At 41.2% G+C, this 12,342-nt stretch carries 9 protein-coding genes and 1 riboswitch; of the genes, 3 read left to right on the top strand and 6 right to left on the bottom strand.

Annotation, left to right across the window (positions count from 1 at the left end; genetic code table 11):
- The first annotated feature begins 90 nt into the window (after nt 1-90).
- Entirely contained in the window at nt 91-588 is a 498-nt protein-coding gene (locus G7074_RS25105) for a DUF1772 domain-containing protein (protein ID WP_124559844.1), read from the top strand.
- Between the two features lie 74 nt (nt 589-662).
- On the opposite strand, the gene G7074_RS25100 is transcribed toward G7074_RS25105, so the two are convergent.
- From G7074_RS25100 to G7074_RS25080, 5 genes are read right to left on the bottom strand one after another with little or no spacing between them, the layout of a single operon-like run.
- A complete protein-coding gene (locus tag G7074_RS25100) occupies nt 663-1,115 on the bottom strand; it encodes an L-rhamnose mutarotase (RefSeq protein WP_240916412.1) in 453 nt (150 codons plus the stop codon).
- A gap of 12 nt (nt 1,116-1,127) precedes the next feature.
- A complete protein-coding gene (locus G7074_RS25095) occupies nt 1,128-2,435 on the bottom strand; it encodes an alpha-L-fucosidase (RefSeq protein WP_124559845.1) in 1,308 nt (435 codons plus the stop codon).
- A gap of 44 nt (nt 2,436-2,479) precedes the next feature.
- Nucleotides 2,480-4,129 carry a sodium:solute symporter gene (locus tag G7074_RS25090; RefSeq protein ID WP_166211956.1) on the bottom strand — a complete coding sequence of 550 codons (1,650 nt, stop codon included), beginning with the start codon at nt 4,127-4,129 and terminating at the stop codon, nt 2,480-2,482.
- 7 nt (nt 4,130-4,136) lie between these two features.
- Nucleotides 4,137-5,357 carry an enolase C-terminal domain-like protein gene (locus G7074_RS25085; protein WP_166211953.1) on the bottom strand — a complete coding sequence of 407 codons (1,221 nt, stop codon included), beginning with the start codon at nt 5,355-5,357 and terminating at the stop codon, nt 4,137-4,139.
- 3 nt (nt 5,358-5,360) lie between these two features.
- A complete protein-coding gene (locus G7074_RS25080) occupies nt 5,361-6,131 on the bottom strand; it encodes an SDR family NAD(P)-dependent oxidoreductase (RefSeq protein WP_166211950.1) in 771 nt (256 codons plus the stop codon).
- A 282-nt stretch (nt 6,132-6,413) separates the two neighbouring features.
- Between G7074_RS25080 and G7074_RS25075 the strand changes: the two genes are divergently transcribed.
- Entirely contained in the window at nt 6,414-7,292 is an 879-nt protein-coding gene (locus G7074_RS25075; RefSeq protein ID WP_166211947.1) for an AraC family transcriptional regulator, read from the top strand.
- A 39-nt stretch (nt 7,293-7,331) separates the two neighbouring features.
- Here the strand turns inward: G7074_RS25075 and G7074_RS25070 are convergent, their stop codons facing one another.
- Nucleotides 7,332-8,603, bottom strand: a complete 1,272-nt coding sequence (locus tag G7074_RS25070) for a peroxiredoxin (RefSeq protein WP_166211944.1) — start codon at nt 8,601-8,603, stop codon at nt 7,332-7,334.
- Between the two features lie 138 nt (nt 8,604-8,741).
- Nucleotides 8,742-8,848, top strand: a riboswitch (SAM riboswitch).
- Between the two features lie 319 nt (nt 8,849-9,167).
- On the opposite strand from G7074_RS25070, the gene G7074_RS25065 reads away from it, so the two are divergent.
- Nucleotides 9,168-12,332 carry a SusC/RagA family TonB-linked outer membrane protein gene (locus G7074_RS25065; RefSeq protein WP_166211941.1) on the top strand — a complete coding sequence of 1,055 codons (3,165 nt, stop codon included), beginning with the start codon at nt 9,168-9,170 and terminating at the stop codon, nt 12,330-12,332.
- Nucleotides 12,333-12,342 lie beyond the last annotated feature (10 nt).

Here is a 12,342-nt window from a genome sequence, read left to right as displayed (position 1 = left end):
TAAAATTACGCTCCGAATTGAACATATATTTTAGCCATAATTGTTTAAATTCGAATGGCTACACGCTATCTACCATTAAAAAACATTCTTATGACTCTGAAAAACCTGGTACTTTTACTCAGTACAGTATCTACTGCGCTTATTGGCGGTCTTTTTTATGCTTATTCCTGTTCTGTTTTACCGGGTCTTACCCGTTTATCTGATCTTTCGTTTTTAAAGGCTATGCAATCCATTAACCGTGCAATTTTAAATCCACTTTTTTTTATCAGCTTTATGGGAACTTTGATATTGTTACCCGTTTGTACCTGGCTTTTTTACAATAGGAGTATGACTTTGGTTTTTTATTTGCTTCTGGCAGCTACACTATTGTATGCTGGTGGGGTTTTTATGGTAACCATGGTAGGCAATGTACCTTTAAATAATCTTTTGGATGGTGCCAGTTTAGATAAAATGGATGCACACGAATTAAGTGCATTGAGAAATAAATTCGAGCCTGCCTGGAACATGTTTCAACGGATCAGGACTATTGCTTCGTTTGTATGTATTGTTATTTTGGCTTATGCTGCCTTGTTAAGTCGTACAACTTAGACCTTAATTTATGTAAAAAACCGGAGCTGGATTACTCCAGGCCCGGTTTGCATTGTTATAGTTTATTGTTGGGTTTAATTCTGGTGAAAAACTTCTTCCATGCTGCTCCATGTTTCATTTTTGGCAGCTGCATCGGGTAGCGGAATTTGAGTAGGTGCAGTTTCTTTCCACCAGCGCTGGGTAGTGGTATCTGCAGCCATCTTTTTCATATCGGCTTCAAAATCTTTTCCAACATATTCGAAATAACTAAAGAGGTAATACTTTTGGTCAATTTCCTTTAGGTAAATGGAATAGTTGCGAATGTTGCAGTCGGCGATTTTTTGTTTAACGCCTGGCCAAATAGCAGCATGTAGTTTTTTATAGTAGACTATTTTTTCGGGTTTTAAACCTGTTACCGAACCAAAACGCCTGATGTTTTTAGGTGTTTCTGCCGTTGCAATTGTTTCGGTTGTTTTCGACTGATTGCAGGCGGTTAAGAGCATTAAACCTATTGAAATGATCAAAAAACCTTGTTTGAAATTTTTCATAGCCGTTTTATATTAGTTAATCACTGCTGTTTTTTCAATATCGCCATCCATTTCGATTGCAATAACATATTGTAAAGCGCCCGCCTGGTTTTTAGGCAGGCTGATTTTAAAATCAGTTGCGCCTTGTTCAACCGAAACTTTTTCTCCGCCTAAAATATTGGCCTTTACTGCTTTCCGTGCTGGAATATTTTTTAAGCTGATGGCATCAGCATCGGTTTTAAGTACATGCACAAAAAGTTTGTTTCCTTTTCTGGTAGTTGCATAGGCATCGGTAGGTTGGTAGGGACCGCCGAAAGTACCGTAAACCGCCTCGCTATTGGTTTTTAGCCACTGGCCAATTTCTTTGAGGCGGGTAATTTGCCGGGCTTCAATGCGGCCATCGGGCATAGGACCTACGTTTAGCAATAAGTTTCCGTTACCGCCAGCCGTTTTGGAAAGGATGGTTAAGCAATCTTTCAACGATTTCATTTTATCATTCGGTTTCCATGCCCATTGGTTACAAATGGTAAAACAGCTTTCCCATGGTGTATCCATATTCAAATGACCAACGGTTTGCTCAGGGGTATCATAATCGCCCACCATTTTCGAATGATCGATTTTTTTGTTTTCCATAGCCGCAAATTCTTTTCCTAAGCGGTTATTGATAATCACATCAGGTTTTAATTTTTTTAAGTAACTGTATAAATCCTTACCCATTTCATCTGTCCATGGTTTTTCCCATTGGCCATCAAACCAAAGCATGTATGGATCGTAATTGGTAATGAGTTCTTTCAGCTGGTTTTTCATGTAGCTGACGTATTTGGTCATATCGGCTTTAGGGTCGATAGTTTGGCTGGCAGAGGAATGAATCGGGTAATCGGGATGGTACCAATCGAGTACCGAATAGTAAATGCAAAATTTGATGCCCTGTTTTTTACAGGCTTCGTTTAAAGCGCCTACAATATCTTTTTTATAGGGTGTGTGGGCAATGTCGTACTCGGTAAATTTAGATGGCCATAAACAAAAACCATCGTGGTGACGGGCAGTAATGGTGAGGTATTTCATGCCTGCATCTTTAGCCGTTTTAACAATATCATCGGCGTTAAACAGCGTAGGATCGAACTCCTTGTACAGGTTATCGTAATCGGTTTTCTCGACCTGTTTATCTCTCGACCAGCCAATTTCGGTGCCGCGTAAACTTACCGGCCCCCAATGGATAAACATGCCGAAACGCTTATCCATAAAATCTTTCATTACGGCCGGGTTTGTTTTGGTTTGTGCATAGGCCAGATTGCTCAGCAGGCCAAATAGCAGAAGGTAAATAAATTTAGTTTGTTTCATGTGGTTTATTTGGTTTTGTGTTATCAATCAATTTAGGTTTTAAACTATCTGAAAACCCAGTATAATACCGCCATAATGCCCAGCAATAAAGCGGATAAGGTTTTATAATTGCCAATACCGCTCCAGCCTTTTACCTGTAAAGGTTCCCAAAACGATTTCCAGTAGAGCTTACTGCTTTCAGCTGTATGTTGAACAGGGTAGATGTATGAGAATGATACCTGCATAACTACGCAGGCGCAAAACAGGTAAAAAGCCATCATCATAAAGGGAATTTGGCCGATAATGGTCTCCGGATTTAACTTGTTGACCGCAAAAACAGCAACTCCAAGCAGCGAACCCAACCATAAAGTGTATTGTGCCGACTTTGCTGAGGCTTTTTTCCAGAAAACACCCAATAAAAATACACAGGTAATGGGAGGGGCAATGTGTGCAATTACATCATTAATGCCTTCGAATAAACTGGTATATTGGTTAAGAAATCGCAGCAGAACAAACGAAACAAGTAGAGCAATAGCAGCGGATAAGCGCCCTACAGTTACCAGTTTGGCATCACTCGCATTGGGTTGATATCTTTTATACAGATCGAAACTGCTTAGCGTGGCAATCGAATTTAATGCTCCGGCAATCTGGCTCATTAAACCCGATAATAAGGCCGCTACCAAAATACCTACCAAACCTTTAGGCAGTAACTGGGTAATCATTAAGGTATAAATGCCTTTGGTGTTTAAGGTTTGTGCACCGTTGGCGCCAGTTTGCTGTAAGCTGCTTAAATCTATTGCATTGCTTTTGTATAATACGTAGGCAAACAAACCGGGCAATACGAAAATAAAAACGGGTAAAATTTTAATGAAGCCGCAAAAAAGTGCTCCGGCTTTGGCGTGGTTTTCATCTTTTGCACCTAAAGCCCGTTGTACAATGGTTTGATCGGCACACCAGTACCAGATGCCCAGAATAGGATAACCTAAAAATACGGCCACCCATGACAGGCCACTTTTATCGCCTACAGACCTTATCATACTTAATTTATCAGCAGCCTGATTGTTTTGCAAAACGGTGGTTAAATGATCCCAACTGCCAACCTTGTTCCACGCGAACCAGGTAATAATAAGTGCCCCCGCGATTAGTACTACGCTTTGGATGGATTCGGTAACCACCACTGCACGCAAACCACCAATAATGGTGTAGAGCCCGGTAAGTGCGGCAATAACCACAATGCTGGTGTACATATTGATGCCGAAAAGTGTTTCGAGTACAATACCACCTGCTAAAAAAGAAAATGCAATGTGAATAATAATGGCCGAAATAATGGAAACAAAGGCCAGCCAATCGCGACAAGCTTTATTATAACGCCTTTCTAAAAAATCGGGTAGGGTAGTTACGCCCGATCGGATGTAGAAAGGAATAAAGAACAAAGCCAGCAGTATGAGTGTAAAGGCAGCCATCCATTCGAAATTACCATTCAGCAAACCACTGTCGAAACCGCTTTGAGCCAGACTAACCAAATGCAAACAAGAAATATTGGTGGCAAATAAGGCCAGGCCAATCATAGGCCATTTTAGGGTTTTGCCAGCCAAAAAGTAATCGTTGGATGAACTTTCTGTCTTTTCCTTTTTCCGGCGTCCGCTCCATAAACCTATGGTTACAATAAACAGGATATAGGCAATGGTAATAACAATATCTATAGTACTAATCATGGGCTGTTTATTTTAAATCGCAACTCGATCCGGCTTCCTGAGGGGTAACATAGACGCCGTTTTCAATTTTAATCGGATTAACAAAGTGTGCTTTAAGGTGTGGGATATGCTCTAAAAATAAAGCTTCGTGTCCCATGGCAATGTGGTTAAACAGTACCAGGTGTTGGTGCAGCTGACCCATATCGCCAACATGCGGCACCACCGGAATACCGAATTTTTTAGCCATTAAGCTAATGGTAATAAACTCGCTAACTCCACCTACACGCACGGCATCAACCTGGGCGAAACCTGTGCAGCCAGTTTGCAGGTAGTTTTTAAAGATGATGCGGTTAGGTACATGTTCGCCCAATGCCAGTTTTATTGGTGCAATGGCTTTGGCAAGCGTTTGGTGTGCTAAAACATCATCGGGATGGGTAGGTTCTTCTACCCAATAAGGATTCATGTTTTTGAGCTCGTTGCAAATAGAAATGGCCTGGGGTAAAGTCCATTGCTGGTTGGCATCGAGCATTACCTTCGAGGTTTCGCCCGCTACCTCGCGCACAATATTGGCTCGGCGTATGTCTCTTTGCGGATCGGCAGAACCCACCTTTAATTTCATGGCGGTAAAACCATTATCAATAGCTTTCTTACAGTTTTCGCGTACTTTTTCGTCGTCGTAATTAAACCAGCCAACTGAGGTATCGTAACCGGTATAACCCGTTGCTAAAATGCCCTCACGGTCTTTCTTCGAATCGACTTGGGACTGCAAAAGCTCAATTGCTTCGTCTTTGGTCAATACATCTTCCAGGTACGATAAATCGAGCGTGTTTACAATTTGTTCGGGTGTTAAATCAATCAATAATTTCCAAAGCGGCACACCACGTTTTTTGGCCCACAAATCGTAACACGCGTTGGTAACAGCGGCTAAGCCCAAATGTACCACTCCTTTATGCGGACCTAGCCATCTAAATTGCTGCTCGTTTGAGAGGGTTTTAAATGTTTGGCCAAAACCGGCCATCAGCTCTTCAATATCGCTACCTTTTATTTTATCGGCGTAAAAGGAAGCTGCTTTACAAACCAGGTCGTTGCCTTCGCCTAAAGTAAAAGCCAGGCCATTACCGGTAAGGCCACTATCATCGCCCAGTTGAGCTATCGCATAAGAGTATTGCGGATCTTTATGTATAGCATCACTACCAGCACCTGTAGCCAGTTCAAATCTTTTGTCGAGTATATTAATTTTATGGATCATATTTTAAATAATGGTTCTGTAACCTAATTCTGCACCACCGCTTACCGGCAAAATGGTACCGGTTATAAAGCGTGCTGCATCACTCAGCAGGAATACGCAGGCATCGGCAATTACATCTCCATAGGGCATGTTACCTAAGGGTTGTAATTTGTTAAGGTATTGTTCTAAATCTGTTTTGTTGGGCTGTTCGTTGCTCCAGGCTTGTAGTGTTGGCGTATTGATGGCTGCAGGTGAAACGGCATTTACCCGCACCTGAAAGGGAGCATAATCTAAAGCCATGGCTTTGGTTAAGGCATTTACAGCGCCTTTGGTAGCCACGTAAGCGGCATGGTTTTCCTGACCAATACTGCCCACCAGCGAACTGGTGCTGAGGATGTTTCCTTTTGAGGCTTTTAAATGTGGCAGCCCGTGGCGGGTGGTAAATAAAATGCTTTTCAGGTTAATGTTCATTAACAAATCCCACTCACTATCGCTGGTTTGATGTAAAGGTTTTGAAGGACTGGCAATAGCTGCATTGTTGTGGATGGCATCTAAACGGTTGTATTTGGTAATCACTGCTTCTATTGCAGCCTGTACTGCTGCTTCCTGGCTTACATCGCATTGGATAAAAGTATTAGGTTTAGCCAGTTCGCTTAATTTTTGTTCAGTAATGGGGTGTTTATCTGCTATACAAACAATGGCACCTGCATTACTGTAGGCTTTGGCACATTCCCAGCCAATACCATCGGCGCCGCCCGTTAACAGGATTACTTTTTGATGTAAATTTTGGTTCATTTTATATCCTTAATTTTTAACCTTGTCGGGTTACGGATTCATTTTATTGATTTGGTTAGTATGGGTAATTACTCAAAGTTAGGCCGAAGAAAGACTAAATTCTAAAGCTCTGTTTGCTATTTTTGATGTTATTTTAGCAAGTATTATACTTTGTTTGCTTTATTTTGATAATGTAGCGTATATTTGACTCAAGGTTGTTATCTCCAAATAGGATCTGCTCACTTAAGCAGTGTTTGGCGTGGTATTGACCTAACCAAATATAAACTATATAAAAATGCCCTTATGAAACCGGTTTTTGCTAAAATACTGGAAGGTTTGGATAATGAGATCTTTAAAACGAAGGTAATAGATCAGCCTTACTTTTCTACAGCTTTTCATTTTCATGTCGAATGTCAGATTACCTACATGGTTGAAAGTGAAGGCAAACGCATTATTGGCGATAGTATAGAAAATTTTGAAAAAGGTGAGCTGATTTTTCTTGGCTCCAATATTCCGCATGTTTGGTACAACCGCGAAGCCTATTTTGACGATAAGGTAAACCAGAAACACGCGCGTTCTATTTCGGTATTTTTTAATCCGGATAAGCTGATCGAATTGCTGGCACAGCTGGGTAATATGCAGAAAATGAAAGCGGTATTGCAGATAGCCGGTCGGGGAATGAAGTTTTATGGGGAAACCAAATCGCAGTTAAAAAAACTCCTGGTACAGCTGGTAAAAGAGGAAGAAGATTTTCCGAAAATGATTTCGCTGTTTAAAATACTCGAGGTATTGAGCCATACCAAAGAGTACGATTTACTGGCCAGTCAGGGTTATACCAATACCTACCAGCTAAAAGATAACGACAGGATGGATAAGGTATTTAAGTATGTGTTTGAAAACTTTGCTACCGATATGCAACTGGACGATGTTGCCGCGTTGATTAACATGAATAAACAGGCTTTTTGCCGTTATTTTAAAAGCCGCACCCAAAAAACTTTTGTTGAGTTTGTAAATGAAGTACGTATTGGCCATGCCTGCAAGCTGATTACCGATGGCGAAAGGCAAATCGGTAACCTGGCTTACGAATGTGGTTTTAATAGTCTGTCTAATTTTAACCGGTTTTTTAAAGAAGCCAAAGGTGTAACCCCACGCGATTACAAAAAGATGGTGGCTACGGCTTAGTACTTTTAATTAACCAGGGAACAAAGGTTTAGATTGCATTTACTTCTTCAATAAAGCATCAATCTCGGTATTAAACTCTTTTTTAAATTCGTCGTAAAATTTGCCTGTAGCCGGACCATTAAAGCCGGTGTGTATTTGGGCAACATTTCCCTGTTTATCGATAATAATGGTAGTAGGGAAAGATACAAACGAATCTAATGCAGGTAAGGATTCGGCTACCACTTGTTTATCGGCTGTACCGGCAATAACCTGATCGTATTCGATACCAAAGCGCTCTCGGAAACGGCTCATTACTTTTTTAGCATATTCTGGCTCAGTAGAGCGTTCGTAATGTAAGGCAATAACCTCTACACCACGTTTCTTGTTTTCTTTATACCAAGGGGCAATAAAGGTAGCTTCATCTACACAATTGGGGCACCAGCTGCCAGTGATGGTTAAAACAACTACCTTGTTTTTGTATTTTTCATCTTTTAACGAAATCTTTTTTCCATTAACATCTGCGAAACTAAAATCGAGGGTTTTATAACCCGGTTTCAGGTAGGTGAGTTTGTAGGCATCGGGCAGGGCAGCGTTGGCATTCTTAACACCTGTAAAAGGCTGACTTCCTCTTGCACCTAAGATTTCACCGCTTAAAGTGCCATTGGACTGGAAAGTGCCTTTGTAGTAAGCAGGAGAGGAGCCAATAAAGCTTGATAACTGAAATTCGTTACCTTCTACCACGCCTTCCAGGTAGCGCGAATCGCCGGTTACACGTAAAAAAGTACCGGTAAGTTTGTTGCCTGTTTGCTTAAATAAACCTACTGTTTTTTCGTCCTTGCCATTTGGCGATTTGAAAACCACATCGTAGCTTCCGGAGTAATTGGCTGTTACAGGTTTACCGTCTGTTTCGAAACGGTAGTTTTTACGCTCGGCTACAATGGCCAAAGGTTTACCGGTCTGGCCTTGTTTTCTTAATGTGCCGGTAAGCTGATCGCCAGTTATGGCAAATGCCAGTTCGTTATCAAACTGATCGAGTTTGACAAAAAGCGAATCGGCAGTTTGTTTAACTAAACCGCCTTCAAAACTTTCTTCGGCATTGCGGAAATATAATTTCTGCTGACCATTTTTTTCGTTGATATCAAAGTTGAAAGGGATTTCCAATCCTTCTTTTACTTTGGCAACTCCGCGCCAGCTGCCGAGTGCTACAAAGGCATTAGACTTTTCTTTATGGGCTTTTACCCCTGTATGATTGGCCAATACGGTTTGATCTTGTGCAAAGGATATGGTAGTTGATATGGTCAAAACGGCTGTGAAAATTGATTTCAGATTCATTGGGATGTGTTTTAATCGACTAAATTGGTCGACAAATATACGGCTCGTATTTGGCAAGAAAAAATTTTCAGATAAAAAATATATAAAAACTATAGAATTACTGGATTTAATTATACCTTTGCCCCAGTTATTTAAAAATGCTTATCAAGAAAGGCGGAGGGAATGGCCCTGTGAAGCCTTAGCAACCATCTAAGTTTTAGAAATGGTGCTAATTCCATCCCGGATGAATCTGGGGTAGTTAAGTCAGCAGTTTGCGTTATCCTTATTAATATGGAGCACTTCTGACTTTTGGTTGAGGTGCTTTTTTTGTACCCGGGCTTTTTTGAAAGTAACTTATTTACTAATGATCATTTCCAGATGAAAAAAACAGACGTACTAAAATCTATTTATTTAAACCAAACGAGGTATTTCCGAATGCGTATGCCCTGTTAAGATGCATTCATTTTAACGGGCTTTTAAGCTAACCAATCCTTTCATTTTTTAAACAAAAAATACGGTTTATAGCCGTGGTGGAAAGGTATTGCCCAAATTATTGTCTCCATTAACTAATTATTACAACACAAGATGTTCAAAAAAATTAAATCAATAGCGTTTATTTTGCTGCTCTTTACGGCGCAGCAGTTACTTGCGCAAAATGTACCTGTTACAGGTACGGTAAAATCGGCCGAGGGCGAAACCCTGCCGGGTGTTTCTGTTTTGATCAAAGAAACCAAACAAGCTACCACTACCGATGGTAAAGGGGTTTTTAGCATTAACGCACCCGAAAAAGCTACCCTTATATTCTCATACATTGGCTTTAAAACCCAGGAAATACCTGTTGTTAAAGGTAGTCCTATCGCTGTGGTATTGCAATCGAGCGATCAGTCGCTTGATGAGGTTGTAGTTACTGCTTTAGGTATATCGCGCCAAAAGAAATCGCTGGGTTATGCCGTTCAGGAATTAAAGGGGCAGGATTTGGCCGAAGCTAAAGAATCGAACCTGGTTAATGCCCTGGCTGGTAAAATTGCCGGTGTAAGGGTAACCAATAGCCAGGGAAGTATGGGGTCGTCGCGCGTGGTAATCAGGGGTGAAACTTCCATTGCCGGTAACAACCAGCCACTGTTTGTGGTAGATGGAATTCCGGTTGATAACTCGCAGTTAAACTCGGCCGGTGCCCGGGATTATGCCAATACCATTTCGGATATCAATCCTGAAGATATTGAATCAATGAGTGTGCTTAAAGGCCCAAATGCAGCCGCATTGTACGGATCGCGGGCTGCAGCAGGCGTAATCCTCATCAAAACCAAAACCGGTAAATCGAAAAAAGGATTGGGAATTGCCGTTAACTCGAACGCGGTTTTAGAAAGCCTGCTTACCCTTCCGGTATATCAAAATGCTTTTGGACAAGGTTCTGAAGGTAAATTTAGCTATGTGGATGGTGCTGGTAAAGGTTTAAATGACGGGGTTGATGAGAGCTGGGGACCGAAACTGGATGGCAGGCTAATTCCGCAGTTTTTCTCTAAAGGTGTAGCTGTTCCTTTTGAAGCGCATCCGGATAATGTTCGCGATTTTTTCCAAACCGGTTATTCCTTAAATAACGGTGTATCGATTGCAGATGCCGGAGAAAAATACGATTACAGGATCTCTTACAACAATTTAAAACAGGTAGGTATTGTGCCTAATTCGGGACAGGGGAAAAATTCGTTTGTGCTGAATACCAGCCTTAAAATAACCCCGAAATTAACTTTAACGGCTAATGCCAATTACAGTAAACTTAATTCGGATAACTTACCGGGTACAGGTGGTTCGCGCTCTACGAGTACCATGTTGCAGTTTACCTGGTTTGGTCGTCAGGTTGATATTAACCAGTTGAAAAATTATTTGGATGAGAATGGAAAAACGTTTAACTGGAATAACAGCTATTACAGCAATCCATATTGGGTAGCTTACGAGAATACGGTATCGCAAAACAGGAACCGCATAATCGGAAGTTTAGCGTTGAATTATAAAATCATAGACGGGCTTGATTTAAATTTCAGATCAGGAACGGATTATTATAACGACAGGCGTAAAGTACGGATTGCTTATGGTACCAACGGAACACCATTTGGATCGTACACCGAAAGTGCTTTTACGGTAAACGAAAACAATACCGATGCAACCTTAAACTTTAACAAACAGCTAAACGATGATTTTAGCCTCGAATTGCTGGGTGGGGGGAATATCCGCAGGCAGTATATCGAACAAAACGACCAAAGTGCACCTAAACTGGCCATTGCTGGACTTTATACGCTTAAAAACTCACGCGATCCATTGGTATCATCAAATAACCTGTCACGTTTAAAATCGTATAGTGTGTATGCTTCAGGGCAACTTGGTTTCAGAAATTACCTTTTTGCCAACATTACTGCCCGTAACGATTGGTCGTCTACCTTGCCTGCTCAAAACAGGTCGTATTTTTACCCCTCGTTTAATGGAAGTTTTGTAGCTACCGAAGCTTTGGATATTAAAAGCGATGCCCTTAACTATTTAAAAATACGTGGTGGCTGGTCTAAAGTAGGTAAAGATGCAGATCCTTACCGTTTGATTAATACCTATGTTTTTAGCGCTCCGTTTTATGGAAATCCACAGCTGAATACAGGATCTATTGATCTTAATCCTAACCTGAAACCTGAAACCACCACATCAACCGAATTGGGTGTTGAGGCGGTATTCTTTAACAAAAGATTGCGTTTCGATTTAAGTGCTTACAATACCAATAGTTATAACCAGATTTTAGCGGCAGATGTGAGCCAGAGTACCGGTTTTAGTTCAAAATTGTTGAACGCCGGAAAAATCAACAATAAAGGTATAGAGGCGCAGTTGGGCATTACGCCAATTAAAAAGGCTTTTACCTGGGATATCGATCTAAACTTTGCCGCAAACAGGAGCAGGGTAATTGAGCTGGATGCCGAAAAATTATTAACCAATTATGTTGTAGCTTCTAACTCAGCACAGGTAATTGCTACTGTGGGTCAACCTTATGGATCGTTATTTGGTACCGCGTTTTTAAGAGATGGCAACGGCAATATTATTGTAAATGCAACCGGCGCTCCGGCTACCAACCCAACCAAGCAGGTATTGGGTAAATATACTCCGGATTGGATTGGTGGTGTGTACAACACCTTTAGCTATAAGGGCATTAGTTTAGGCGTGTTGGTTGATGCCAGCATTGGCGGCTCTATTTACAACGGTACATATGCTACAGGTACTTATACCGGCGTGTTAGCCTCAACTTTACCAGGCAGGGCTGCAGAGTATGGCGGCATTGCTTACTATTATCCGGGTAACGATAAAACCAAAGGAACTGTACGGTTAAACGGAGCAGCTCCGGCTGGTGAAACTGTTTACGATGACGGGGTTATTTTTGACGGGGTAACTGCTGATGGCAAACGCAACGAAAAAATATTACCTGCCCAGCAGTATTACAAATCGTTCAGGAATATCGATGAAGCCAATATTTTCAGTGCTTCTTATGTTAAACTCCGCGAAGTGAAACTAAGTTATAACCTGCCAACGAAATGGTTGCGCTCGCTAAGTTTACAGGGTGTTTCGGTATCGCTTGTTGGCCGTAACCTGTGGATTATTCACCGCAATACGGTTGATATTGATCCTGAAGTAGCTTTTAATACCGGCAATGGTCAGGGCTTAGAAAGTCTTTCTAACCCAAGTACCCGCAGTTATGGTATTAACCTGAATGTTAAATTTTAAATATTCCCAT

The organism is Pedobacter sp. HDW13, from assembly GCF_011303555.1.
GTDB lineage: Bacteria > Bacteroidota > Bacteroidia > Sphingobacteriales > Sphingobacteriaceae > Pedobacter.
Note: the sequence above shows the minus strand (reverse complement) of the source record. Positions and strands in the feature narration are given on the sequence as shown.

What these genes read in the sequence shown, in the direction of transcription:
- G7074_RS25105 (WP_124559844.1), top strand. Translation starts at nt 91, where the DNA reads ATGACTCTGAAAAACCTGGTACTTTTACTCAGTACAGTATCTACTGCG.
- G7074_RS25100 (WP_240916412.1), bottom strand. Translation starts at nt 1,115, where the DNA reads ATGAAAAATTTCAAACAAGGTTTTTTGATCATTTCAATAGGTTTAATG.
- G7074_RS25095 (WP_124559845.1), bottom strand. Translation starts at nt 2,435, where the DNA reads ATGAAACAAACTAAATTTATTTACCTTCTGCTATTTGGCCTGCTGAGC.
- G7074_RS25090 (WP_166211956.1), bottom strand. Translation starts at nt 4,129, where the DNA reads ATGATTAGTACTATAGATATTGTTATTACCATTGCCTATATCCTGTTT.
- G7074_RS25085 (WP_166211953.1), bottom strand. Translation starts at nt 5,357, where the DNA reads ATGATCCATAAAATTAATATACTCGACAAAAGATTTGAACTGGCTACA.
- G7074_RS25080 (WP_166211950.1), bottom strand. Translation starts at nt 6,131, where the DNA reads ATGAACCAAAATTTACATCAAAAAGTAATCCTGTTAACGGGCGGCGCC.
- G7074_RS25075 (WP_166211947.1), top strand. Translation starts at nt 6,414, where the DNA reads ATGAAACCGGTTTTTGCTAAAATACTGGAAGGTTTGGATAATGAGATC.
- G7074_RS25070 (WP_166211944.1), bottom strand. Translation starts at nt 8,603, where the DNA reads ATGAATCTGAAATCAATTTTCACAGCCGTTTTGACCATATCAACTACC.
- G7074_RS25065 (WP_166211941.1), top strand. Translation starts at nt 9,168, where the DNA reads ATGTTCAAAAAAATTAAATCAATAGCGTTTATTTTGCTGCTCTTTACG.